Annotated in this window: 27 protein-coding genes and 1 tRNA gene; 11 read left to right on the top strand and 17 right to left on the bottom strand. The window is 70.5% G+C overall.

The window, feature by feature from the left end; all coding sequences use genetic code 11:
- The 3 genes from EJC51_RS23090 to EJC51_RS23100 form a co-directional block, all read right to left on the bottom strand.
- Positions 1 to 654, bottom strand: coding sequence for a response regulator transcription factor (locus EJC51_RS23090; protein ID WP_126277097.1), 654 nt, complete (start codon positions 652 to 654; stop codon positions 1 to 3).
- 124 nt (positions 655 to 778) lie between these two features.
- Positions 779 to 1,432, bottom strand: a complete 654-nt coding sequence (locus EJC51_RS23095; RefSeq protein WP_126272838.1) for a response regulator transcription factor — start codon at positions 1,430 to 1,432, stop codon at positions 779 to 781.
- A 76-nt stretch (positions 1,433 to 1,508) separates the two neighbouring features.
- A tRNA-Thr gene (locus EJC51_RS23100) sits at positions 1,509 to 1,582 on the bottom strand.
- 215 nt (positions 1,583 to 1,797) lie between these two features.
- On the opposite strand from EJC51_RS23100, the gene EJC51_RS23105 reads away from it, so the two are divergent.
- The 3 genes from EJC51_RS23105 (at position 1,798) to EJC51_RS23115 (ending at position 4,407) form a co-directional block, all read left to right on the top strand.
- A complete protein-coding gene (locus EJC51_RS23105; RefSeq protein ID WP_126272839.1) occupies positions 1,798 to 2,886 on the top strand; it encodes an ABC transporter ATP-binding protein in 1,089 nt (362 codons plus the stop codon).
- Positions 2,887 to 3,121: 235 nt separating this feature from the next.
- Positions 3,122 to 3,565, top strand: a complete 444-nt coding sequence (locus EJC51_RS23110) for a hypothetical protein (protein ID WP_097265751.1) — start codon at positions 3,122 to 3,124, stop codon at positions 3,563 to 3,565.
- Between the two features lie 110 nt (positions 3,566 to 3,675).
- Positions 3,676 to 4,407, top strand: coding sequence for a nucleotidyltransferase family protein (locus EJC51_RS23115; protein WP_126272840.1), 732 nt, complete (start codon positions 3,676 to 3,678; stop codon positions 4,405 to 4,407).
- A gap of 139 nt (positions 4,408 to 4,546) precedes the next feature.
- Here the strand turns inward: EJC51_RS23115 and EJC51_RS23120 are convergent, their stop codons facing one another.
- The 6 genes from EJC51_RS23120 to EJC51_RS23145 form a co-directional block, all read right to left on the bottom strand.
- Positions 4,547 to 6,172 (bottom strand): DoxX family protein, encoded by a 1,626-nt coding sequence (locus tag EJC51_RS23120; RefSeq protein ID WP_165951439.1) that lies wholly within the window; start codon positions 6,170 to 6,172, stop codon positions 4,547 to 4,549.
- A gap of 152 nt (positions 6,173 to 6,324) precedes the next feature.
- Positions 6,325 to 7,266: a 23S rRNA (guanosine(2251)-2'-O)-methyltransferase RlmB gene (rlmB, locus tag EJC51_RS23125; protein ID WP_126272841.1), complete on the bottom strand. Its 942-nt coding sequence runs from the start codon at positions 7,264 to 7,266 to the stop codon at positions 6,325 to 6,327.
- Between the two features lie 113 nt (positions 7,267 to 7,379).
- The gene (gene cysS, locus EJC51_RS23130) at positions 7,380 to 8,780 is read right to left on the bottom strand and encodes a cysteine--tRNA ligase (RefSeq protein ID WP_126272842.1); all 1,401 of its coding nucleotides are present in this window, start codon (positions 8,778 to 8,780) and stop codon (positions 7,380 to 7,382) included.
- An 88-nt stretch (positions 8,781 to 8,868) separates the two neighbouring features.
- Positions 8,869 to 9,369, bottom strand: coding sequence for a 2-C-methyl-D-erythritol 2,4-cyclodiphosphate synthase (gene ispF, locus EJC51_RS23135; protein ID WP_126272843.1), 501 nt, complete (start codon positions 9,367 to 9,369; stop codon positions 8,869 to 8,871).
- Positions 9,359 to 10,123 (bottom strand): 2-C-methyl-D-erythritol 4-phosphate cytidylyltransferase, encoded by a 765-nt coding sequence (gene ispD, locus EJC51_RS23140; protein WP_126272844.1) that lies wholly within the window; start codon positions 10,121 to 10,123, stop codon positions 9,359 to 9,361. The genes ispF and ispD overlap by 11 nt, the downstream gene beginning before the upstream one ends.
- A gap of 295 nt (positions 10,124 to 10,418) precedes the next feature.
- Entirely contained in the window at positions 10,419 to 10,901 is a 483-nt protein-coding gene (locus EJC51_RS23145; protein ID WP_003953493.1) for a CarD family transcriptional regulator, read from the bottom strand.
- A 665-nt stretch (positions 10,902 to 11,566) separates the two neighbouring features.
- Between EJC51_RS23145 and EJC51_RS23155 the strand changes: the two genes are divergently transcribed.
- The gene (locus EJC51_RS23155; protein WP_126272845.1) at positions 11,567 to 12,202 is read left to right on the top strand and encodes a copper chaperone PCu(A)C domain-containing protein; all 636 of its coding nucleotides are present in this window, start codon (positions 11,567 to 11,569) and stop codon (positions 12,200 to 12,202) included.
- Positions 12,203 to 12,269: 67 nt separating this feature from the next.
- On the opposite strand, the gene phoP is transcribed toward EJC51_RS23155, so the two are convergent.
- Positions 12,270 to 12,941, bottom strand: a complete 672-nt coding sequence (gene phoP / locus EJC51_RS23160) for a two-component system response regulator PhoP (protein WP_004000192.1) — start codon at positions 12,939 to 12,941, stop codon at positions 12,270 to 12,272.
- Positions 12,942 to 12,946: 5 nt separating this feature from the next.
- Positions 12,947 to 14,251 (bottom strand): two-component system sensor histidine kinase PhoR, encoded by a 1,305-nt coding sequence (gene phoR / locus EJC51_RS23165; protein WP_126272846.1) that lies wholly within the window; start codon positions 14,249 to 14,251, stop codon positions 12,947 to 12,949.
- Positions 14,252 to 14,519: 268 nt separating this feature from the next.
- Between phoR and phoU the strand changes: the two genes are divergently transcribed.
- From phoU to EJC51_RS23175, 3 genes are all read left to right on the top strand, one after another.
- Positions 14,520 to 15,209 (top strand): phosphate signaling complex protein PhoU, encoded by a 690-nt coding sequence (gene phoU, locus EJC51_RS23170; protein WP_097265766.1) that lies wholly within the window; start codon positions 14,520 to 14,522, stop codon positions 15,207 to 15,209.
- A gap of 220 nt (positions 15,210 to 15,429) precedes the next feature.
- Positions 15,430 to 15,585: a hypothetical protein gene (locus EJC51_RS47790; RefSeq protein ID WP_165951440.1), complete on the top strand. Its 156-nt coding sequence runs from the start codon at positions 15,430 to 15,432 to the stop codon at positions 15,583 to 15,585.
- A gap of 157 nt (positions 15,586 to 15,742) precedes the next feature.
- Complete coding sequence (locus EJC51_RS23175; protein ID WP_126272847.1) at positions 15,743 to 15,991, top strand: SCO4226 family nickel-binding protein; 249 nt, start codon at positions 15,743 to 15,745, stop codon at positions 15,989 to 15,991.
- Between the two features lie 238 nt (positions 15,992 to 16,229).
- Here the strand turns inward: EJC51_RS23175 and EJC51_RS49600 are convergent, their stop codons facing one another.
- Positions 16,230 to 16,424 carry a DUF4259 domain-containing protein gene (locus EJC51_RS49600; protein ID WP_425276844.1) on the bottom strand — a complete coding sequence of 65 codons (195 nt, stop codon included), beginning with the start codon at positions 16,422 to 16,424 and terminating at the stop codon, positions 16,230 to 16,232.
- A gap of 145 nt (positions 16,425 to 16,569) precedes the next feature.
- Here EJC51_RS49600 and EJC51_RS23185 point away from each other — a divergent pair, with 145 nt between their 5' ends.
- Complete coding sequence (locus tag EJC51_RS23185) at positions 16,570 to 16,866, top strand: ribosomal protein L7/L12 (RefSeq protein WP_126272849.1); 297 nt, start codon at positions 16,570 to 16,572, stop codon at positions 16,864 to 16,866.
- An 80-nt stretch (positions 16,867 to 16,946) separates the two neighbouring features.
- Here the strand turns inward: EJC51_RS23185 and EJC51_RS23190 are convergent, their stop codons facing one another.
- Positions 16,947 to 17,708 carry a phosphoglyceromutase gene (locus EJC51_RS23190; protein ID WP_126272850.1) on the bottom strand — a complete coding sequence of 254 codons (762 nt, stop codon included), beginning with the start codon at positions 17,706 to 17,708 and terminating at the stop codon, positions 16,947 to 16,949.
- A gap of 152 nt (positions 17,709 to 17,860) precedes the next feature.
- Here EJC51_RS23190 and EJC51_RS23195 point away from each other — a divergent pair, with 152 nt between their 5' ends.
- Positions 17,861 to 19,120, top strand: a complete 1,260-nt coding sequence (locus EJC51_RS23195) for an MDR family MFS transporter (protein ID WP_126272851.1) — start codon at positions 17,861 to 17,863, stop codon at positions 19,118 to 19,120.
- A 122-nt stretch (positions 19,121 to 19,242) separates the two neighbouring features.
- Here the strand turns inward: EJC51_RS23195 and EJC51_RS23200 are convergent, their stop codons facing one another.
- Together EJC51_RS23200 and EJC51_RS23205 are read right to left on the bottom strand one after the other, a co-directional pair.
- Positions 19,243 to 19,467 carry a hypothetical protein gene (locus EJC51_RS23200; RefSeq protein WP_244362803.1) on the bottom strand — a complete coding sequence of 75 codons (225 nt, stop codon included), beginning with the start codon at positions 19,465 to 19,467 and terminating at the stop codon, positions 19,243 to 19,245.
- A 306-nt stretch (positions 19,468 to 19,773) separates the two neighbouring features.
- Complete coding sequence (locus tag EJC51_RS23205) at positions 19,774 to 20,199, bottom strand: DUF2000 domain-containing protein (RefSeq protein WP_126272853.1); 426 nt, start codon at positions 20,197 to 20,199, stop codon at positions 19,774 to 19,776.
- Between the two features lie 49 nt (positions 20,200 to 20,248).
- On the opposite strand from EJC51_RS23205, the gene EJC51_RS23210 reads away from it, so the two are divergent.
- Both EJC51_RS23210 and EJC51_RS23215 read left to right on the top strand, forming a co-directional pair.
- A complete protein-coding gene (locus tag EJC51_RS23210; RefSeq protein WP_126272854.1) occupies positions 20,249 to 21,043 on the top strand; it encodes an AraC family transcriptional regulator in 795 nt (264 codons plus the stop codon).
- A gap of 187 nt (positions 21,044 to 21,230) precedes the next feature.
- A complete protein-coding gene (locus EJC51_RS23215) occupies positions 21,231 to 21,884 on the top strand; it encodes a methyltransferase domain-containing protein (RefSeq protein WP_126272855.1) in 654 nt (217 codons plus the stop codon).
- Positions 21,885 to 21,900: 16 nt separating this feature from the next.
- Here EJC51_RS23215 and EJC51_RS23220 read toward each other — a convergent pair whose 3' ends face one another.
- Positions 21,901 to 22,404 carry a type III secretion system chaperone family protein gene (locus EJC51_RS23220; protein WP_126272856.1) on the bottom strand — a complete coding sequence of 168 codons (504 nt, stop codon included), beginning with the start codon at positions 22,402 to 22,404 and terminating at the stop codon, positions 21,901 to 21,903.
- Positions 22,397 to 23,734 (bottom strand): D-inositol-3-phosphate glycosyltransferase, encoded by a 1,338-nt coding sequence (gene mshA / locus EJC51_RS23225; protein WP_126272857.1) that lies wholly within the window; start codon positions 23,732 to 23,734, stop codon positions 22,397 to 22,399. The genes EJC51_RS23220 and mshA overlap by 8 nt, the downstream gene beginning before the upstream one ends.
- Positions 23,735 to 23,780 lie beyond the last annotated feature (46 nt).

Raw genomic sequence — 23,780 nt, forward strand, 5'->3', positions numbered from 1 at the left:
TCAGACCCGGTAGCCCCGGCCGGGCACGGTCTGGATCACCGAGGCGTCGAGGAGCTTGGCGCGGAGCCGGTTGACGGTCGCCTTGACGGTGGTGGTGCCGGGGTCGGCGACCTCGTCCCACACCTTGGCGAGCAGCTCGTCGGCGGGGACGGTCCGTCCCTCGGCGCCGAGCAGATAGGCGAGCACGCCGAACTCCTTGGTCGTGAGCGGCAGTTGGGTGCCGGAGTGGCTGGCGGTGCGGCGCGCGGGGTCCAGGCGCAGGGCGCCGCGGACCAGTTCGGGCTGGCGCTCCGGGTGGGCGCGGCGGCCGAGGGCGCGGGTGCGGGCGAGGAGTTCGGGCCAGGCGAAGGGTTTGGCGAGGTAGTCGTCGGCGCCGAGACCGAGGCCCTCGACGCGGTCGGCGATGGAGGCGGCCGCGGTGAGCATGAGCACCTTGGTGCGCACACCCTTGGCGGCGAGCTCGCCGCAGACGTCGTCGCCGTGCACGCCGGGGAGGTCACGGTCGAGGACGACGACGTCGTAGTCGACCTCCTCGACGAGGTCGAGCGCGGTCGAGCCGTCGTAGGCCGTGTCGACCGCGAGGCCCTGGCGGCGGAAGACTCTGGTGATCGAGTCCGCGAGCTCCGTGTGATCCTCGACCACCAGTACCCTCATCATTCCCCCTACGAGACACGCGCCACGGACCCCAGGCTGCCCCACCCCCGGTCACAGCCGGGTTACCACCTTCACAGGCTGGCGCACGGCCCCCCGCGCCGCAACAACGCTCCTCGGCCGGGCGTCAGATCCGGTAGCCGACGTGCGGGAGCGTCTCGATGACCGGCGGGTCGCCGAGCTTGCGGCGCAGCCGGCTCACGGTGACCTTGACCGCGTTGCTGAACGGGTCGGCGTCCCGGTCCCAGGCCCGCTCCAGCAGCTCCTCGGCGGAGACGACGGCACCGCCGGCGGCGAGCAGCACCTCCAGGACGGCCATCTCCTTCGGCGACAGCTCCAGCCTGCGCCCGCCGCGCAGCACGGTGCGGCGGGCCGGGTCGAGCTCGATGTCACCGCGGACGAGGACGGGCGGCACGGCGGGCTGGTCGCGTCTGTCCAGGGCCTGGACGCGGGCGATGAGCTCGGCGAAGGAGAAGGGCTTGGCGAGGTAGTCGTCGGCGCCGAGATCCAGCCCGTCGACCCGGTCGGCGAGCGTCCCGGCGGCGGTGAGCATCAGCACCCGCGACGGACAGCCCTGCCGCACCAGCGCCCGGCAGATGTCGTCCCCGTGCACGAGCGGCAGGTCACGGTCGAGTACGACGACGTCGTAGGCCCCGGTGGCGGCCCGGCTCAGCCCCTGCTCGCCGTCGTGCGCGAGCTCGACCTCCATGGCATGCCGCCGCAGCCCCCTCGCGACACTCTCCGCGAGATCCTTGTGGTCCTCCACGATCAGTACGCGCATGTCCCCACCCTGACACCCGGAAGGTCACCCAGGGGTAACAAGCAGACACGGCAGGCACGACCGCGCCTGCTCTCGGAGCCCCCTGTCGGATTCGAACCGACGACCTACGCATTACAAGTGCGTTGCTCTGGCCATCTGAGCTAAGGAGGCAGACGTACGGCTGTCGCGTACGCGCCCGTGCAGTGTACCCAGGTCCCGGCGGAGCCTTCTCGAAAATTTCGACGAAGTTCACATGCCCCGGACTACTGACAGATCCGGCGAACGCCAGGTAGCGTCCCCTCAAGTTCACCTGTGTGGACTACACCACCACCTTCCTACAACGGATCGTCCGGCACGTTCCTGCCGGTAGAAGGGGGCCCTTCACCATGGCCACTGTCTCGTTCGACAAGGCGACCCGGATCTACCCGGGTTCCGAGAAGCCCGCCGTAGACGCGCTCGACATCCAGATCGAGGACGGGGAGTTCCTCGTCCTGGTCGGCCCGTCCGGCTGCGGCAAGTCCACCTCGCTCCGCATGCTGGCGGGGCTCGAGGACGTCAACGCCGGCGCCATCCGCATCGGTGACCGCGACGTCACGCACCTGCCGCCGAAGGACCGGGACATCGCCATGGTGTTCCAGAACTACGCGCTGTACCCGCACATGACGGTCGCCGACAACATGGGCTTCGCGCTCAAGATCGCCGGCGTGCCGAAGGCCGAGATCAAGCAGAAGGTCGAGGACGCGGCGAAGATCCTCGACCTCACCGAGTACCTGGGCCGCAAGCCGAAAGCGCTCTCCGGCGGTCAGCGCCAGCGTGTCGCCATGGGTCGCGCCATCGTGCGTGAGCCGCAGGTCTTCCTCATGGACGAGCCGCTGTCGAACCTCGACGCCAAGCTCCGTGTCTCGACCCGTACGCAGATCGCGTCGCTCCAGCGCCGCCTCGGCATCACCACCGTCTACGTCACCCACGACCAGGTCGAGGCCATGACGATGGGCGACCGCGTGGCGGTCCTCAAGGACGGTCTGCTCCAGCAGATCGACACCCCGCGCAACATGTACGACCGCCCGGCGAACCTCTTCGTCGCCGGCTTCATCGGCTCCCCCGCGATGAACCTGGTCGAGGTCCCGATCGCCGACGGCGGCGTGAAGTTCGGCAAGTCGGTCGTGCCGGTGGACCGTGACGCGCTTTCCGCCGCCACGGACAAGACCGTGACCGTCGGTGTCCGCCCGGAGCACTTCGACGTGGCCGGCTCGGACGCGGAGAAGGGTCTCGCGATCACCGTGAACGTCGTCGAGGAGCTCGGCGCCGACGCGTACGTCTACGGCACCGCGAAGGTCGGCGACGACGCCAAGGACCTCGTCGTCCGCGTCAGCGGCCGTGACGTCCCGGAGAAGGGCAGCACGCTGCACGTCGTCCCGCGCGCGGGCGAGACCCACGTGTTCTCGACGTCGACGGGCGCCCGTCTGTCGGACTGACGCGACACAACCAACAACAGAACAACCCGGGGTAAATCACCCAGGTTGACGAGAAGGGCCCCGTAGACCGCTGCGGGGCCCTTCTCGCGCCCCCGGGACCGCATCCAAATACCCCGGCAGACCGGGCATTTCGAGCCGTGTGCGTCAACGCCTTACCCAATTCGAGGCACCAGTTCATCCCCCGAACCGGTGACTAAATGTCGCCAAATCATCACCCCGCGCTACCCTCACACGCGTGAAGCACTCCACTAACCCACAGACGCGACGCGGCCGGGGCCCCGCCCGCCGTATCGGCCGCACGCTCGCCCTTGTCCTGCCCGTCTTCCTGGTGCTCTCCGGGACCCTCGCGGTCACCCGGGTCAACTGGACGGGGAGCCCCTCGGACTCGGTGCTCACCGCCTCCGACATCTCGGCGGCGCGTGCGAAGGCCCGTGCCCCGCAGGACGTGCTGCGCGACAAGCTCCTGACGGAGCTCCAGGAGGAGAACCCTGGCATCGCGCTGACCCACCTCCAGGAGGCCGTCAACGACCGCCCGTCGCTCGCGAAGCACTGCGCGTCCATCGCCCGTGCGCTGGGCCGCGCGGCGGTGCGGGTGTACGGCCCGACGCGGGCGCAGTCGTACGCCCGGCCTGTCTGCGACACCTCCTTCGCCACGGGTGTGGCGGCCTCGCACACCTAGAGCCTGCCGAGGCTCACTGGAATTCGCTGTTCCACTTGTGGAGCGTTACGGCTGAATAAGAAACGGTTACCGGCAGAAGCCGCGAGCGGGACGCCACGTACAGTTCGGTCATGACCGATCCGAACGCCGCGTCCCGCCCCGTTCAAGCCGTCGTCCTGGCAGGTGGCCAGGGTTCACGGCTGCGCCCCTACACCGACGACCGGCCCAAGCCGATGGTCGAGATCCCCGGCACGGGGACGCCGATCATCGGCCATCAGCTTGCCTGGCTCGCCGAGGAGGGCGTGACCGATGTGGTGGTCAGCTGCGGCCACCTCGCCGACGTCCTGCAGAAGTGGCTGGACTCCGCCGATCTGCCGGTGAACGTGACGACCGTCGTCGAGACGGAGCCGCTGGGCCGCGGTGGCGGCCTCAAGTACGCGGCGGCGCATCTCCCACACCCCGACAAGCCCTGGTACGCGACCAACGGTGACATCTGGACCCGCTTCTCGCTGCGCGAGATGGCGGACTTCCACACCGAGCGCGACGCGGTGGCGACGCTGGCGCTGGCGCGCCCGCGGATTCCGTGGGGTGCCGTGCAGACCGACGGGTTCGGTCACGTCACCGACTTCATCGAGTCGCCGCCGACGACGTACGAGATCAATGCCGGTGTGTACGTCTTCTCGCCGGAGTTCGCCGAGATGCTCCCCGAGCGCGGGGACCACGAGCGGACGACGTTCCCGCATCTGGCGCGCGAGCTGCGGCTGGCCGGGTTCCCGATCCCGCAGGGGGCGTACTGGCGGGCGATCGACACGGCGAAGGACCTGACGGAGGCGGCGAAGGAACTGGCGGCGCTGGGCCGGTAGCAGCCCCAATAGTCCCCAGCAGTACGGAACATCACGAACATACTGAACATCACGAAGGGCCCCGCGGCTGCGGGGCCCTTCGTCGTCGGGCCTGCGGTTCAGCCGGTGGGTTGCCCGAGGATGCCTCCCACCGGCCCGTCTACCCCAACAGGCCGCCTACCAGGCCCGGTTCACCGGAGGACGTGCCTCCCGTGTCCGTTCCTCCGCTGGAGCCGGTGCCGCCGGTGGAGCCGGTCGGTCCTGAGCTGGTGCTGGGGGCCTGCTGGGCCGGGGAGGACTGCTGGGGCGGCGCCTGGCCGGTGCCCTGGGTCTGGCTGGGCGTGCCGGCCGTGCCGGTGTCGCGGGTGGCGCCCGGGGTGGTCGCGGCGCCGGAGGGGGTGGAACCGGCCGTGGCGCCCTGGGTGGGCGACGTGGAGGCCTTGGGGCGCTTCTTGTGCTTGGCCGGGTCCTGCGGGAGCGGGGAGCCCGGAAGCTCGTTGCGCGGGGCCTCGCCGGGCCCGGGGACGACGACCCGGTCGGCGTCCCGGACGGCACCGCCGAGGAGGGAGCCGATCAGCAGCGTGAGGCCGATGACGATGGCCGTCACGAGGGCGCCGCGGCGCAGGACGTAGCGGCGCAGGTCCCAGATGTCGGAGCGGGGTCCGAGGCGACGCCAGGCACTGCCCGCGAGCCGCCCGTCGATGGAGTAGACGGGGGCGCCGGCGATGATCAGCGGGGACCAGGCGGCGAGGTAGATGATGTCGGGCGCGTCGTAGGCGGGGACGCTCTTCCAGCTGACCGTGAGGAGCAGCGCGGCGGAGAGCAGCGCGCCGAAGGCGGCGGCGACGCGCTGCCAGCAGCCGAGGATGGTGAGGACGCCGACGATGACCTGGAGGAAGGCGATGACCAGGCCGGAGCCGACGGGGTGGTGCAGCGCGAACTGGCGCAGCGGCTCGGCGACTTCCCAGGGGTGCAGGGTGTTGAGCCACTTGACCATGGAGCCGCGCTTGCCGCCGTCGAAGTAGACGGGGTCGCACAGCTTGCCCATGCCGGCGTAGATGGAGATGAAGCCGAGGAAGATGCGCAGCGGGAGGAGGACGACGCCGAGGTTCATGCGGCGGCCCGGGTAGTAGGCGTGCCGGGCGGGGTCGTCGCCGTGGCGCCTGCCGGGGGTGCCGGTCTCCGCGTCGACCGCTTCGGCGAACTGCTCGTCCGCGTAGGCGAGTTCCTCGTCGTAGGCACTGCCCACCGTGCGCATGCCGGGCAGCAGCGGCTCGTGGGTGCGCTGGGCGCCGACGACGGGGGTCTCGACGGTCTGGGTCAACGCGTCGTCGTAGCCGGGGTCGTAGCCGCCGTCGACGCCGACACGGGGGATGACCTGAGTGGCTCCGGCGTCGGCGGCCGGCTCCTCGACGGGGCGGACGCCGCCTCGCACGGCCTGGAGCAGGCGGTGGGCGCCGGTGTCGTCGGGGGCGGACTTGCCGCTCCAGACGACGGGCCGGCGGCGCGCCGCACCGGTGCCCGTGGCACCGACGGCGGGCATCCGGGCGGTGTCCTCGGTGGCGCTCAAGTGCCGGGCGATCCGCGGGGATTGGGCCGCGCGTCTCGTCGTCGCGCCCAACTGCACGCGGAAGCTGGCGTGATTGACGATGATCTGCGCCGGATCGCTCGGCACCTTCACCATGCTCAGCGCGGGAGCGTCGTCGAGTCCGGAGGCGAATCCGGAGTTGAAGCCCGACGAGCGGTCCCCCGTGGGTGTGCGGGGTGTTCTGGTGTCCACACTCATCTAACCGAGTGACGTGTGTTTAGGACACTGCTTTGACCGCCCGGATGTGTCCGGACCCCGTCAAGCTTGCACAGAACACCCCGATTACCCCGTACGGGTGAGGACGGGCACGCGCGTTCAGGTGCGGCGGGCGCCGCGGAAGCGCCCCGCCATCAGCCGCGCCGACGCGCCGCCTCGTACAGCACGATCCCCGCCGCCACACCGGCGTTGAGGGACTCGGCGCCGCCCGGCATCGGGATGCGGACGCGGAAGTCGCAGGTCTCGCCGACGAGTCGGGACAGGCCCTTGCCCTCGCTGCCGACCACGATGACGACCGGGCCGTCGAGGGCGTCCAGTTCGCCGACCTCGTGCTCACCGTCGGCGGCGAGGCCGACGACGACGATGCCGGCCTTCTTGTAGCCCTCCAGGGCGCGCGTGAGGTTGGTGGCGCGGGCGACCGGCGTCCGGGCGGCCGTACCGGCGGACGTCTTCCAGGCACCGGCGGTCATGCCGGCCGCGCGCCGCTCGGGCACGACGACACCGTGGCCGCCGAAGGCGGAGACGGAGCGGACGACGGCGCCCAGGTTGCGCGGGTCGGTCACGCCGTCCAGCGCGACGATCAGCGGGTCCTCGCCGTCGTCGTAGGCGGCGCTGGCGAGGTCCTCGGGGTGCGCGTACTCGTACGGCGGGACCTGGAGGACGAGGCCCTGGTGGTTGAGGCCGTTGGTCATGCGGTCGAGCTCGGGGCGGGGGGCCTCCATGAGGTTGATCCCGCCGCGCTCGGCCGCGAGCTGGAGCGCCTCGCGCACCCGCTCGTCGTTGTCGATGAACTGCTGGACGTAGAGCGTCGTCGCCGGCACGCCCTCACGCAGCGCCTCGACGACGGGGTTGCGCCCGACGACCATCTCGGAGGTGCCCTTGCCGCCCCGGCCGCGCGGCACGGGACGACGCGCCGCCTGCTTGGCCTTGGCGGTGGCGATGCGGTTCTTCTTGTGCTTCTTGCGCATCTCGGCGGGCGGGGTCGGGCCCTTGCCCTCGAGACCCTTGCGTCGCTGGCCGCCACTGCCGACCTGCGCGCCCTTCTTGCCGGACATGCGGCGGTTGTTGGCTGCCATGACCTACCTGTCCTACGTCGTCGAAATGTTCGTACGTCTGTGAAGTGTGCTCTATGAAGTGTGCCGCCCGGAGAGCCGGACGGCACAATCGATCTTCGTGACCGGGGTGGGGCTCAGCGGGGGCCGAGGCTCCAGCGCGGTCCCTGGGGGCTGTCCTCGATGGCCAGTCCGGACTGGTTGAGCTGGTCGCGGATGGCGTCCGCGGTGGCCCAGTCCTTGCGTCCGCGGGCGGCCTCGCGCTGGTCGAGGACGAGGCGGACGAGGCTGTCGACCACGCCGTGCAGGTCCTCGCCGCGGTCGGTCTCGCCGGCCCAGTGCGGGTCGAGCGGGTCCAGGCCGAGGACGCCGAGCATGGCGCGGACCTCGGCGAGCCGGGCCACGGCGGCTTCCTTGTCGTCGGCGGCCAGGGCGGAGTTGCCCTGGCGGACCGTGGTGTGGACGATGGCGAGCGCCTGTGGGACGCCCAGGTCGTCGTCCATGGCCTCGGCGAAGGCGGGCGGGACGTCGGCGGCGGGCTCGACCGTCCCCCCGGCCTTCTCCACGACGCGCTGGATGAAGCCCTCGATGCGCGCGAACGCCGACTCGGCCTCGCGCAGCGACTCCTCGCTGTACTCGATCATCGAGCGGTAGTGCGGGGTGCCGAGGTAGTAGCGCAGCACGATCGGGCGCCAGGCCTTGACCATCTCGCTGACCAGCACGCTGTTGCCCAGCGACTTGGACATCTTGTCGCCCGCCATGGTGACCCAGGCGTTGTGCACCCAGTACTGCGCGAAGTCGTCGCCGAAGGCCTTGGCCTGGGCGATCTCGTTCTCGTGGTGCGGGAAGATCAGGTCGAGGCCGCCGCCGTGGATGTCGAAGGCGGTGCCGAGGTATTTGTGCGCCATGGCCGAGCACTCCAGGTGCCAGCCGGGGCGCCCGCGGCCCCACGGCGTGCCCCAGGTGGGCTCGCCGGGCTTGGCGGACTTCCACATGGCGAAGTCGCGCGGGTCCCGCTTGCCGGTCTCGCCCTCGCCGGACGGCTGGAGCAGGTTGTCCAGCTCCTGCCGGGACAGCTCCAGGTAGCCGGGGAAGGAGCGCACGTCGAAGTAGACGTTGCCGTCGGCCTCGTAGGCGTGGCCGCGCTCGATGAGGCCCTGCATCATCTCGACCATCTCGGTCACATGGCCGGTGGCCCGCGGCTCGTAGGTGGGCGGGAGGCAGCCGAGGGCGGCGTAGCCCTCGTTGAAGGCGCGTTCGTTCTCGTACCCGATGGACCACCAGGGGCGGCCCTGTTCGGCCGCCTTGGCGATGATCTTGTCGTCGATGTCCGTGACGTTCCTGATGAACGTCACGTCATAGCCGCGGTACTCGAACCACCGGCGCATGATGTCGAAGTTGAGCCCCGACCGGATGTGCCCGATGTGCGGTGCGGCCTGCACGGTGGCACCACAGAGGTAGATCGAGACGCAGCCCGGCGTGAGCGGGGTGAAGTCACGGATCTGCCGGGCGTTGGTGTCGTACAGGCGAATAGTCACGAGACCAGGGTAGTAGGCGATGCCTAGTGCATCGGACGGATGTGGATAACAGTCATCCTCGGGTTCGTCCGAGGATTCATAAGAGGGTTCATCCTCGGGTTCGGACGACCAGTGCGGTCGCCACCGCCATCAGTCCTTCGTCCCTGCCGGGGAAGCCCAGTCCGTCCGTGGTCGCGCCCGACACCGACACCGGTGCCCCGGCCGCCTCGGACAGGATCTTCTGCGCCTCGTCCCGCCGCTTGCCGATCTTCGGGCGCGGTCCCACGACCTGTACGGCGATGTTCCCGATCCGGAATCCGGCGTCCCGCACGATCCGCGCGGCCTCCGTCAACAAGGTGATCCCGGAAGCACCCGACCACTCGGGCCGACCGGTGCCGAAGTGCTGACCGAGGTCGCCGAGGCCCGCCGCGGAGAACAGCGCGTTGCAGGCGGCGTGCGCGACGACGTCGGCGTCGGAGTGACCGGCCAGGCCCGGGCCCTCGCCCTCCCATTTCAGCCCGGCGCACCACAGCTCGCGACCCTCTTCGAAGGCGTGGATGTCGGTACCGATGCCGACCTGGGGGAGGACCATGGGTGTCTCAGAAGCCATCGTTGAGCCTCCTGCGGGCCAGGACCGCCTCGGCGAGCACGAGGTCGAGGGGGCGGGTCACCTTGAAGGCCTCTTCATGCCCGGGCACGACCACGACGGTCAGGCCGAGCTGCTCGACCATGCTGGCGTCGTCGGTGACGTTGTCGGTGACCGTCTCGTGGGCGCGGACCAGGGTGGCCCGGTCGAAGCCCTGCGGGGTCTGCACCGCACGCAGCCGGGCGCGCTCGGGGGTGGCGACGACCGGCTCGGGGTCGCCCGCGGCCGAGGCGGGCTCGACCTCCTTGACGGTGTCGGCGAGCGGCAGCGCGGGCACGACGGCCGGCGCGCCGTCCCGTACGGCCTCGATGACGGCGTCGACGGTGTCCACCGGGACCAGCGGGCGGGCCGCGTCATGGACGAGGACGATGTCGTACTCCGGCGGCAGGGCGTCCAGGCCGAGCTTCACGGAGTCCTGGCGCTCGGCGCCGCCCGGGACGATGAGGAAGTCGGTGCGCTCGGGCAGGGCGTGCGCGTCGAGGAGGCTCTTGACCTCGGCGGCGCCGTCGGGCGGGGCCACGACGACGACCAGGGAGACCGCGCGGGAGGCGGCCATCGCGCGGACCGCGTGGATCAGCATCGGGGTGCCGTTCAGCGCGCGGAGTGCTTTGGGGGCGCCTGGACCAAGGCGTACGCCCCGGCCGGCGGCCGGGATCACGACCGCTGTGCGGGCTTCGGCACGGGCCGTCGTGGGCGAAGGGCGCGAATCGTCAGACATCGGTTCCTGTCAGGTTTGTGTGCTCGGCCAACGTGGGTACGACAGACAGCGTGCCGGGCGCGACGCCTTGACCGGACCCTTCCGTGACGCGCCGGTCGAGCCAGCTGCCCGGGCCCGGCACGCCAAGTATCGGGGGCTCCAGGTGTCGGGGGTCCCCATCCCAGTGGTCGCACCGGACGGTTGCGTGCGAACGTACGGTGTCCGGGCATGGACATGCCGCAGCGCCCGGCGACTGTGGAATGTCATCGGGCACCGCGGCATTTTCAGAGTGCTGGCCTGGCGGCAGCGGGCGTCGTCAGGACGCGAGGACCTCGTCGAGCAGGGCCTCGGCCTTGTCCTCGTTCGTGTTCTCCGCGAGGGCGAGCTCGCTCACCAGGATCTGGCGGGCCTTGGCGAGCATGCGCTTCTCACCGGCGGAGAGTCCACGCTCGCGCTCACGACGCCACAGGTCACGCACTACTTCCGCGACCTTGATGACATCGCCGGAGGCGAGCTTCTCCAGATTTGCCTTGTAGCGACGGGACCAGTTCGTGGGCTCCTCGGCGTACGGCGCGCGCAGCACCTCGAAGACCCGGTCCAGCCCGTCCTGACCGACCACATCACGCACGCCGACGAACTCCGCATTGTCCGCTGGCACACGTACCGTCAGGTCACCCTGGGCGACCTTCAGCACCAAGTAGGTCTTGTCCACGCCTTTGATCTGGCGAGTTTCGATGGCCTCGATCAGCGCGGCCCCGTGATGGGGATAGACCACGGTGTCGCCAACCTTGAACGTCATGTGACAGGTACCCCTTCCGTGGCTATCCAGGGTAACACGGAAACTGTGCGTTCTGAATGGCGTTTTCGCAGGTCAGGGCATATCTCGGGGCTTGACAACAGCAACAGGAACGTGCTGCGGAGGGCGAGCGGAAGAAGGTATTCGCAGGTCGGAGCGGCTGTCCGGGGGAGGTGAAACCCGTACGTTACACGCATCCGGAGGGCCTCCAGGAAGGACGAACGTCCCCATATGTCTGGTTCCATGTGTGCGACTTCCGCTACTCCGTTCGGTACCCGGAGTCGCTTCCGCGCCGAATCCGGAATTGATCACTCGCAATCCCGCGCAATCACGAGCGCCCACCGGATCACCCCGTGATCAATTCCGTGGGCGATCACGGAATCCTTCACTGAAGATTTGCGAGCGGTGGTGCGCGGCTCTTTGGGGCCGACCTCTTATGTGAATGCCGGACGAGAACGGCGCCAAAGTGACTCGGGAGTCACTGGTGAAGGCCGTGACTCGGCGCCCTCCTTCGCGCGCCGGCTACCCCTGCTGAGGGAAGCCGACCGCTTGAGGGGAGGGTCGGGTGCGGCGACGCGGGAACGGCTCGGTAACCTAAGGCCGCTGACAGACACTTAGGGCGGCTTTATGCAGTGCCCGCCCGTTCGAGTCAAGGAGTTGCCGCCGCCGTGAGCAGCAGCCTTCGACGCGGCGCCCTCGCCGCCGCCGCCATCGCGTTCTCGATCGCCTCGCTCGCCGCGTGCGGCGCCGGCAACAACGCCCAGACACTGGAGATCAAGCCGGACAACGCGGCCACCACCGTCGGCGTGATCAAGGTGCAGAACGCCCTCGTCATCACCCAGCCCGACGCGCAGTCCACCGGCCCGGCCGTGATCTCCGCGACCCTGTTCAACAGCGGCACCAGCGCGCAGACGCTGGACGCGATCACCGTGGCCGGCGTCAGCGGACCCGCCGAGCTCTCCCCCGCCAAGGGCAAGGGCAAGCTGACCGTCCCGGCGGGCGGCTCCCTCGTCCTCGGCGGCGAGGGCAACGCCTCCGCGGTCCTGTCCGGCAGCCGTGAGGGCCTGAAGGACGGTGCCGCGCAGAAGGTCACCTTCTCCTTCAGCAAGACCGGCGACGTGAGCCTGCAGGCCTTCATCGTCCCGGCCAAGAGCTACTTCGAGAAGTGGGGCCCGACCGAGCTGCCGTCGACCCCCGCGGAGACGTCCCCGTCCCCGACCGGGTCCGAGTCCGCCACCGGCTCGGCGACCCCGTCGGGCGAGGCGACGGCGTCGGTGTCGGCGAGCGAGAGCGCGGCCCACTGAGCAAGTCGTACGACGAAGGGCGGGACCTCACCCAGGAGGTCCCGCCCTTCGTTCGTCGTACGACGGTTTACGGCTCGAACTTGTAGCCCAGGCCCCGGACCGTCACCAGGTACCGCGGCGCCCCCGGGTCCGGCTCGATCTTCGCGCGCAGGCGCTTGACGTGGACGTCGAGGGTCTTGGTGTCGCCCACGTAGTCGGCGCCCCACACGCGGTCGATGAGCTGCATGCGGGTCAGGACGCGTCCCGCGTTGCGCAGGAGCATCTCGAGGAGGTCGAACTCCTTGAGAGGGAGATCGACCTTCGAGCCGGAGACCGTGACCACGTGACGGTCCACGTCCATGCGGACCGGGCCCGCCTCCAGGGCGGCCGGGGTGACCTCCTCGGGCTCGCCGCGGCGACGCAGTACGGCGCGGATCCGGGCGACCAGCTCGCGCGAGGAGAACGGCTTGGTGACATAGTCGTCGGCTCCTATCTCCAGGCCTACGACCTTGTCGATCTCGCTGTCCTTGGCGGTCACCATGATGACCGGGACGTTGGAACGGCCGCGCAGCTGGCGGCAGACCTCGGTGCCCGGCAGGCCGGGCAGCATCAGGTCGAGGAGGACGAGGTCGGCGCCGTTGCGCTCGAACTCGTCGAGTCCGTCGGGGCCCGTGGTCGCCACTGCGACCTCGAAGCCCTCCTTGCGGAGCATGTACGACAGGGCGTCGGAGAAGGACTCCTCGTCCTCGACGACAAGCACTCGGGTCACGGAAGGACCTCCGGGGCGGGAAGCGGTTCGTACGGGGATGAGTCGGTGGGCCCGCCGGTCTCGTCGTCGAGGCCGGACTGGTGTGGTGCGCGGTCGCGGGCGGCCCCCGCCTCCGGCAGTCGCAGGGTGAAGGTGGAGCCCTGACCCTCGGAGCTCCACACCGTGACCTCCCCGCCGTGCGAGGCGGCCACGTGTTTGACGATCGCGAGACCCAGGCCGGTGCCGCCCGTCTGGCGGGAGCGGGCCGGGTCGACGCGGTAGAAGCGCTCGAAGATGCGCTCCTTGTCCTTGTCGGAGATGCCGATGCCCTGGTCGGTCACGGCGATCTCGATGAGCTCTCCGCCGGGCGCGGTCACCCGGCGGGCGGCTATGCCCACCCGGGTGCGGGCCGGGGAGTAGTTCACGGCGTTCTCGACGAGGTTGCCGAGGGCGGCGGCGAGCTGGCCGCGGTTGCCCCAGATCCTCAGGTCGGCGGTGCCGCCCGCCCGTCGCCCGCCATCACCCTGTTCGAGCCCTTCGGGCACCGCCACACTCGCAGCCATCGTGATCTGCTTGGTGCCGGCCTGGTGGCGGCAGCGGTCGATGGCCTCGGCGACGAGTTCGTCGACCCGGACCGGCTCGGCGTCCTCCAGCGGGTCGTCGTTCTGGACCCGCGACAGATCGATGAGCTCCTGCACCAGGTTGGTGAGCCGGGTCGCCTCTATCTGCATCCGCCCGGCGAAGCGCGTCACGGCCTCCGGGTCGTCGGACGCGTCCATGACGGCCTCGGAGAGCAGGGAGAGCGCGCCGACCGGCGTCTTGAGCTCATGGCTGACGTTCGCGACGAAGTCGCGTCGTACCGCCTCGATACGCCGGGCCTCGGTGAGGTCCTCGACGAGGAGCAGCACCAGCCGCGATCCCAGGGGCGCGACGCGGGCCGAGACGGCGAGGGCCTCCCCGCGCCCGGTGCCGCGCCTGGGGAGGTCCAGTTCGACCTGTCGTATCTCCCCGTCCCGTCTGGTGTCGCGGGCCATCAGGAGCATCGGCTCGACGGCCAGCTTCCCGCCCCGGACCAGGCCGAGCGCGTACGCGGCGGAGCTGGCCTTGACGACGGAGTCGGCCTCGTCGAGGACGACCGCCGAGGAGCGCAGGACGGACAGGACGGTGTCCACGCCCGGCGGAAGCACCGGGTCGGTGTGCAGGGAGGTACGTGTGGGGCGTTTCTGCTCCCGCTCGCTGAAGCGGAACGCCAGCATGGCGATCACGCCGGTGAGCACTCCGGCGATCGCTGCCGCTGCGGCGACCGCCGCGTTCACGTCCATGCATCCAGGTTAGGCACGGGATCGGTCCTGGCCACAGCCATCGGGGTGCGACCTCGAACACTCGTCGCCCAGAGTTCACCTTGGAGCCAGGGATGGTTCATTTGGGGTGGCGGAAAACGACGCGTACAGGGCCGAACGTGGGAGCGTGGGGTTCACAGCGCCGGTCGACCGGAGCCTTCCCAGGCTCCGTCCGGAGCCCTTCCGGGCTTCCCGGAGGCTGGTTCTGGCCCCCGGAACCCCCGAGGCAGACGTAAGAGAGGGACCCCTGATGCGGGACGCGTACCACGAGGAACTGGACTCGATCGGCGACGGTCTGGTGGAGATGGCCCGGCTGGTGGGGTCGGCGATCGGGCGCGCCACGACGGCCATCCTCGACTCCGACCTGAAGCTGGCCGAGAGCGTGATCGAGGCCGACCAGAAGGTGGACGACCTCCAGCACGACCTGGAGGCACGGGCCATAGCCCTGCTGGCGCGGCAGCAGCCGGTGGCGACGGATCTGCGGATCGTCGTCACGTCGCTGCGGATGTCGGCGGACCTGGAGCGCTCGGGCGACCTGGCCCAGCACGTCGCGAAGCTCGCCCGCCTGCGCTTCCCCGAGCGCGCGATCCCCCACGACCTGCACGCGACCATCCTGGAGATGGGCCAGCTCGCGCAGCGCCTGATGGCCAAGGCGGCGGAGGTCATCATCACCAAGGACGTCGACCTGGCGCTCCAGCTGGAGCAGGACGACGACGAGATGGACCTGCTGCACCGCACGCTCTTCCAGCACCTGCTGGACGACAAGTGGAAGCACGGCATCGAGACGGCCGTCGACGTGACCCTGCTGGGCCGCTACTACGAGCGGTTCGCCGACCACGCGGTGTCGGTGGCGAAGCGGGTGGTGTACCTGGTGACGGGCGAGCACGCGGACGAGCTGACGGCGGACATCCAGCCGGTGACCGGGGTGGAGGGGGCCTGACGTCGGGCGCGGGGCCTCTTCGGGGCACGTCGGGGATCTGACGTCGGGCGCGGGGCCTCTTCGGGGCACGTCGGGGACCTGACGTCGGGCGCGTGGGCGCCTGTTCGGGGCGCGCGCAAGCCTCAGTGCGCCGTTGATGCGACCTGCTGGGCGGGCATGCAATGGGCACAGGGTCTGATCCGAGGGCCGAGAGTTCAGACCCCTGCCTCGAGGAGGACCCATGGCCGACACCCCGAGCAAGACACCCGACCCCACCCAGGAACGCCAGACCGACCAGCCCACCGAGGCCAGGAACCTGCTCCTGATCGGCGCGTGCGGCTGCGGCTCGGGCTGCGGCTGCGGCTGCCAGTCGGGCAATCCGTGCCAGTGCGGCTGACGTAGGGCGACTGTCTCTCGTACGGCTTGAAGGGCCCCGGTGTGCGCACGCGTGCGCGCGCCGGGGCCCTTCGCTGTGCGGTCGCCCGGGTGCAGGGGTGGGGCGCGGGGCGCAGCATGGAGAGGAGGACGACGGAACGGGAAGGGGGTGTAGGACCATGACCCGCTTCATGGACGTACACCACGGCATGGAAGGCATCACGGCCGACCAGCTGCGCGAGGCCCACGAGGCCGACCTCGCGATAGAGAAGGACGAGAAGGTCCACTTCGAACGGGCCTGGGCGGACCCCGAGTCCGGCACGGTGTACTGCCTCTCGGAGGCCCCGTCGGCCGAGGCGGTCCAGCGCGTCCACGAACGCGCGGGCCACAAGGCGGACGAGATCCACGCAGTGCCGTTGTCGGTCTGAGCCACCGCTGCGTGAAAATGCCCCCCGTCCGCGCCGTTCGCGCAGATGGGAGGCAGGATCACGTTCTCTACTTCTTCTTGCGCTGGGTGTTGTCGGGGATCTTGGGGAACTGGGACTTTGCAGCTCAGGGCGGTGCGCTTGGGGTTCTGAAGAGTCAACGTTGGTCGACGTTGGCCACTGTCGAGCGGCATCGGACGGCCCAGGGACGGCCCAGGCTCCTTACGGAGACGGGCGCGACTCAGATCTCGAACAGCGCATCTCCTTGTGTCTGAGGCGCCGGATCGAGCACCTGGCGCAGCTCGCCGATGCTTCGTTCCCAGGCTCTGCCGCCCTCAGACTCCTTCCAACACTCGAAGAGCTCGGATTCGTCTGCGAGGACCCGGTCCAGGACTTCCACGGCCAACGACCTGAGATCCGCGGGCAGGTTCGGAATCGGCTCTTCAGGGCCCCTCGGACCCGGGTCTGACCCTTCGCGTGTACGCGCACCTGATGCCGTCCAGCCAGGAGCGCACTCGAAAAGCCGTGGCTGCCGTCTTCGAGGGCGCATACGCTCCCGTTCGCTGAGGCAGGAGGGCGAGATGTCCGACGAAGAGGGCACGGAGTACTACACGCTGATCTGCGACGACCCGTCCCACGAGGTGGTGCTCGTCGACTGCGGAGCCCGCGAAATGGATGTGGTTCTGGCAGTGCGCAAGGTGACCGGGCAGAGCTTGTGGCACAGCCGGGAGCTGGCACGCCAAGCGCCCGTCACCCTCCTTGGGGGTCTGTCTGCGTACAGGGCCCAGTCCTCTGTCGCGGTACTCCAGAGCGCCGGTGCCAGAGCGGAGTGGAGACAGGAGGCGGAGCCTGGAGAGCGCGCGGTCCCATCGCCCTGACGGCCCGGAGACGGCCCAGAGGCACCGAAAAGCCCCCTTCCAGCGGAGAACCCGCAGGTAGGGGGCTTCTTCAGCTCGGCTTACTTCTTCTTGCCCTGGTTCTTGACCGCCTCGATCGCCGCCGCTGCCGCCTCCGGGTCGAGGTAGCGGCCGCCCGGGGTGACCGGGGTGAAGTCGGCGTCGAGTTCGTAGTACAGGGGGATGCCCGTCGGGATGTTCAGGCCCGCGATGTCGGCGTCCGAGATGCCGTCCAGGTGCTTGACCAGGGCGCGGAGGCTGTTGCCGTGGGCGGCGACGAGGACCGTGCGGCCGGCCAGGAGGTCGGGGACGATGCCGTCGTACCAGTAGGGGAGCATGCGGACGACGACGTCCTTCAGGCACTCCGTGCGCGGGCGCAGCTCCGGGGGGATGGAGGAGTAGCGGGGGTCCGCGGACTGGGAGAACTCCGTGCCGTCCTCGAGGGGCGGGGGCGGGGTGTCGTACGAGCGGCGCCAGAGCATGAACTGCTCCTCGCCGAACTCCGCGAGGGTCTGCGCCTTGTCCTTGCCCTGGAGGGCGCCGTAGTGGCGCTCGTTCAGGCGCCAGCTGCGGTGGACCGGGATCCAGTGGCGGTCGGCGGCCTCCAGGGCCAGCTGCGCCGTGCGGATCGCTCGCTTCTGGAGGGACGTGTGGACCACGTCGGGCAGGAGATCGGCGTCCTTCAGGAGCTCGCCACCGCGGACCGCCTCCTTCTCGCCCTTCTCGTTGAGGTTGACGTCCACCCAGCCGGTGAACAGGTTCTTCGCGTTCCACTCGCTCTCGCCGTGGCGGAGGAGGATCAGCTTGTACGGTGCGTCGGCCATGCGTATGAGCGTAATCCAAGGGGTCCGCCGCTCGCGCCCGCGCTCGATGGGCGGACGCTTGACGGGATCTGTTAATTGAGTGGTCTTGCCGGACCCTCTCCTTGTAAGTTCTCATCGCCGCTTGGGACACTTACATCACCGGGGGATCCGCCATGCCACTCGTCACCATGAGACGCGCTCTGCGAGAGACCGTCTCCGGGCTCCCCCGCGAGTTCTGGTGGCTGTGGACCAGCACCCTCGTCAACCGCCTCGGCGCCTTCGTCGCCACCTTCATGGCGCTCTATCTGACGCTCGACCGGGGGTACAGCGCCGCCTACGCCGGCCTCGTCGCCTCGCTGCACGGGCTGGGCGGTGTCGTCTCCTCCGTGGGGGCCGGGGTCATGACCGACCGGCTCGGGCGGCGGCCCACCCTGCTCGTCGCGCAGGGCTCGACCGCCCTGTCCGTCGCCCTGCTCGGGTTCATGCACCACCCCGCCGCCATCGCCGCCGTCGCCTTCCTCGTCGGCCTGACCTCGAACGCCTCACGACCGGCCGTGCAGGCGATGATGGCCGACATCGTGCGGCCCGAGGACCGGGTGCGGGCCTTCTCGCTCAACTACTGGGCGATCAACCTCGGCTTCGCCGTCTCCTCCATGGGCGCCGGGTTCATCGCCGAGTTCAGCTACCTCGCCGGTTTCCTCATCGAGGCAGGCATGACCGCCGTGTGCGCGATCGTGGTCTTCCTGAAGCTGCCCGAGTCGCGGCCCGAGCGCACGCCGAGCGAGGAGAAGGCGGACACCGAGGTCGGCCTCCGGACCGTGCTGCGCGACGGGCGGTACATGGGTGTCGTCGGACTGTCCTTCCTCGTCGCCCTCGTCTTCCAGCAGGGCGCGGTCGGGCTTCCGGTGGCCATGGGCGAGGCCGGGTTCACGCCCGCCGACTACGGCATGGCCATCGCCGTCAACGGCGTGCTGATCGTCGCGCTCCAGATCCCCGTCACCCGGTTCATCCAGCACCGCGATCCGCGCCGGCTGCTCGTCGTCTCGTCCCTCCTCGCCGGCTACGGCTTCGGGCTGACCGCCTTCGCCGGGTCCATCGGCGTCTTCGCCCTGACCGTCTGCGTGTGGACGCTCGCCGAGATCGTCAACGCCCCGACACAGACGAGCCTCGTCGTCCGCCTCTCGCCCGTCCACGGCCGTGGCCGCTACCAGGGCATGTACACCCTGTCCTGGGCCGCCGCCTCCCTCATCGCCCCGCTGATGTCAGGCATCGTCATCGACCACTACGGCGCCGAGTGGCTGTGGGGACTGTGCGCGGTCGTCGGGACGGTGGCCGGGGTCGGGTACGCGGCCGTGATGCGGCGGCTGCCGGCCGAGGAGCCGGTCCTCGCGGAACCGCCCTCCCTAGCGAAGCCCGAGGTCAGCGCCGCCTGACCGGACAGCCACAGCCACAGCCACAGCAACAGCCACAGCAACAGCAACAGCAACAGCAACATGGCGACGAGCCCCTTGCCCGGATGGCAAGGGGCTCGTCAGCACGCGCGCAGAGAACGAGGTCAGAAGCTCGCCGTCACGCCGACCTCGTGCGGCAGCGCGCCCAGCGCGCCACCGACGGTGCCCAGGGCCGTCGCCTTCACCGAGTCGAGCTGGGCGAGGACGTCCGCGCTGCTGAGCGTCGTGTCGCCGACGGCGACGGTGATCTGGGGGGCCAGGCCACCGGAGACGGTGTCGAGGTCGGCGTCGGAGAGCTCGGCGGTCTGAACCTGGGGAGCGGAGTTCATGAGGAAACAGCCCTTCGCATGGGTGCACATGGGGGATGGCCCCGCGGGGGGACAGCGGGCGGGGCGCGGTGCGCAGGATCAAACCACGGAGCGCGCCCGGCATCCAGTGCGTTCCCGCTCGTCGCCGTGCAGGTGAGCGCATCGGTGACCCAACCATGGGGGCCCGTCCACGAATTGGAGCCAGGTTCTCCACACCGGCACCCCACAGGCGGCCGACAGCCCCGGCGCTTGCGCACGCGAACGGGACAACCCCGCCTCAACAGCGCCCGCTCACGGCCCGGTTGCGGGCGGGCTGTGCAGATTCCGTCACGGATGCATCCGGGCGCCTTTCACGACCTTGTCGACGGCATTGCGGGGGCCGTACACCGCGATCCCGACGAGGTCGAGGTCGGCCGTCCGCACGGCCCGTACCGCCGCCCGGTTGTCGCGGTCGTTGCCGGTGGCGAACAGGTCGCTGGTGAACACCGCGCGCGGGAGCGCACGGGACAGCACGCGCGCGTGGGCGGCCTTCAGCGTCTCCTTGGTGCCCTCGAAGACCAGCACCGGCTGCCGGAACATCGGCAGACACCGCACCCCGTCCGCGTCCTCGTACGGCTCCCCGACCACCTCGGGGGCCTCGGTGCCGAGGCCGCTGACGAGGAACGCGGTGACGTTCAGCCGCTGCCAGGACTCCAGGTCCTCGCGCAGCAGGACGGCGATCTTGGTGTCGAAACGGATCGGTTCAGTGCTCATGCCGGAAGCCTGCGGGCGGCCGTACGGTTTCGTCTTGTACGTTCTTTGCATGGCCGCCCGGCAGGAAGTCACCGCCTGGCGCCCGGCCGTCCCGGGTGTCGTGGAGGTCTTCCACGCCCACTTCACGGGGTACGCCTACCCGATGCACGTCCACGAGGCGTGGACGCTGCTGATCGTGGACGACGGGGCCGTACGGTACGACCTCGACCGGCACGAGCACGGCACCCCGCACGACACCGTGTCGCTGCTGCCGCCGCACGTCCCGCACAACGGCTCCCCCGCCACGCCGGGCGGCTTCCGCAAGCGGGTCGTCTATCTCGACACCTCGCTGCTCGGCGCGGACCTCGTGGGGTCCGCCGTCGACACCCCCGACCTGCGGGACCCGGTGCTGCGGCGGCGCGTCGGGCAGCTGCACCACGCCCTCGACCATCCCGGTGACGAGCTGGAGGCGGCCAGCAGGCTGACGTTCATCGGGGAGCGGCTCACGGCCCATCTACGGCCGCGCCTGGTCACGGACGTGCCGCGCGCCGACCCCGGACTCGCGCGCCGGCTGCGGGAGTTGCTGGACGCGCGGATCGTCGAGGGCGTCGCCCTGGAGGAGGCGGCCGCGCTGCTGCACGCCCATCCCGCCCATCTCGTACGGGCGTTCAGCACCGCCTACGGCATCGCCCCGCACCAGTACCTCAACTCCCGCCGCGTCGACCGCGCCCGCCGGCTGCTCCTGGAGGGCCGGCGTCCCGGCGAGGTCGCCACGGCCACCGGCTTCTTCGACCAGTCCCATCTCACCCGGCACTTCCGGAAGCTGGTGGGGGTCACGCCGGGGCGGTACGCCAAGTCCGGGTGAATCGGGGGCGGTACGCCAAGTCCGGGTGGATCGGGGGCGGTACGCCAAGTCCGGGTGAATCGGGGGCGGTACGCCAAGTCCGGCTGGATCGGGGGCGGTACGCCAAGCCCGGCTGGATCGGGGGCGGTACGCCAAGTCCGCGTAATACAAGGGTGGGTCGCGCGCGCCGCGATCTATCGTCCGCCGTATGGACTGGCACGCGTGGCACGACCGGTACGCCTCCCCCAACTCCCCTCTCCGGCAGCGCCTGGTCGTCGTCCAGGACCGTATCCGTGACGCCCTCGCCGGTGCCCCGCCCGGTCTGCTCACCGCCGTCAGTCTCTGTGCCGGGCAGGGGCACGACCTGATCGGTGTGCTCGCCGACCACCCTCGGCGGGACGACGTACGGGCCCGGCTCGTCGAGCTGGACGAGCGGAACGTGGCGGCCGCCCGGGCCGCGGCCGAGGCCGCCGGGCTCGCGGGCGTCGAGGTCGTCGCCGGGGACGCCTCGCTGACCGACCGCTACGTCGGTCTCGTCCCCGCCGACCTCGTCCTGATCTGCGGGATCCTCGGCAACGTCACCGACGCCGACGCCGAGCGGCTCCTTGATCACTGCACCCGGCTGTGCCGTACGGGCGGCACGGTCGTGTGGACACGGAACCGGCGGCTCGGCCTCGTCGACCTCGTGCCGCAGGTCTGCGCCTGGCTGGAGGAACGCGGATTCGAGCGGGTGTGGGTGTCCGACCCGGGGCTGGACTTCGGGGTGGGCGCCCATCGGTACGGCGGCGAGCCGCGGCCGCTCGCGCCCGGGGTGCGGATGTTCGACTTCGTCGGATACGACGCCCTGCGGGGCGGCAGGTGACGCGGACGGTCCGAGGTCAGGCCGTCGGGCGTTGGGTGAGGTGGGTGAAGGCGTCCAGGTTGCGGGTGGACTCGCCTCGGGAGACGCGCCACTCGTACTCCTTGCGGATCGCGGTCGCGAAGCCGAGTTCCAGGAGGGTGTTGAAGCTGTCGTCCGCCGCTTCCAGGGTCTGGCCGAGGAGCCGGTCGATCTCGTCCGGCGTGACCGCGGCGAGGGGGAGCTTGGCGGTGACGTAGACGTCGCCGAGCTGGTCGACGGCGTAACTCACGCCGTACAGCTTGAGATTGCGCTCCAGGAGCCAGCGGTGGACGCCGGACTCGTTCTCGTCGGGGTGGCGGATGACGAAGGCGTTCAGGGAGAGGGAGTGCCGGCCGACGAGGAGGGAGACCGTCGTCTTCAGCTTGCGGGTGCCGGGGAGCTGGACGACGTAGCTGCCGGGGGTCGGGCTCTCCCAGTCGAGCTCGTTGTCCTTGAGGACCGCCTCGATGACCTTCTGCGCGTCAGCCTGTGCGTCAGCCATGGTGGGAGCGTACGCGACGGCGGTGGGCCTGTAGCGCGGCCGTGTAGACGTCGGCGGTCGCCGCCGCCGCGGTGTCCCAGCCGAAGGACTGCGCGTGCCGGGCGGCCGCGGCGCCCGCGCGGGGGGCGAGCTGCGGGTCGTCGGCGAAACGCGCGAGCACGCGCGCGTAGTCGGCGGGGTTGTGGCCCCGTACGAGGAAACCGGTCTCGCCGTCGCGGACCGCCACCGGCAGGCCGCCGACCGCGGCCGCGAGGACCGGGGTGCCGGTCGCCTGCGCCTCTATGGCCACCAGGCCGAAGGACTCGCTGTACGACGGCATGACCAGCAGGGACGCCGCCCGGAACCAGTCGGCGAGCTGGTCCTGGCCGACGGGCGGGCGGAAGCGTACGACGTCCGCGATGCCGAGGCGGGCGGCCAGCTTCTGAAGGCCCTCCGGCTTGGCCAGGCCGCTGCCGCTGGGGCCGCCGACCACGGGGACGACCAGGCGGGAGCGGAGTTCCGGGCGTTCGTCGAGGAGGACGGCGACGGCGCGGAGGAGGATGTCCGGGGCCTTCAGGGGCTGGATGCGGCCCGCGAAGAGAGGGATGAGGGCGTCCTGGGGGAGGCCGAGGCGGGCGCGGGCCGCCGCGCGGCCGTCGGCGGGACAGAACCGGTCCAGGTTCACGCCGGGGTGGACGACGGCGACCTTGGTGGGGTCGGCGTCGTAGTGGTGGACGAGTTCGTCGCGTTCCTCGGTGGTGTTCGCGATGAGCCGGTCCGCCGCCTGGACGATCTGGGTCTCGCCGATGACACGCGCGGCGGGCTCGGGGGTGTCGCCGTCGGCGAGGTTGGCGTTCTTGACCTTGGCCATGGTGTGCATGGCGTGCACCAGGGGGACGCCCCAGCGCTGCGCGGCGAGCCAGCCGACGTGGCCGGAGAGCCAGTAGTGGGTGTGGACGAGGTCGTAGTAGCCGGGGCGGTGGCCGGCCCACGCCTGCATCACGCCGTGCGTGAAGGCGCACAGCTGGGCGGGGAGGTCCTCCTTGGCGAGGCCCTCGTAGGGGCCGGCGTCGACGTGGCGGACCAGGACGCCGGGGGACAGCTCGACCGTGGGCGGGAGCGAGGCGGTGGTCGCGCGCGTGAAGATCTCGACCTCGATGTTGATCGCGGCGAGGCGCTGCGCGAGCTCGACGATGTAGACGTTCATGCCGCCCGCGTCGCCGGTGCCGGGCTGGTGGAGGGGGGAGGTGTGCACGGAGAGCATCGCCACGCGGCGGGGGCGACGGTGCAGCCTCAGCCTCGCGGGCGTGGCCGGGGAACGACGCCCGAGCCTGCTGACGTACTGGCTCACGTGGCGTTTCCTCCTTGCTGCGGGCATGCCGGACGGAGGGTGTGGG

This window comes from Streptomyces aquilus, from assembly GCF_003955715.1.
GTDB lineage: Bacteria > Actinomycetota > Actinomycetes > Streptomycetales > Streptomycetaceae > Streptomyces > Streptomyces aquilus.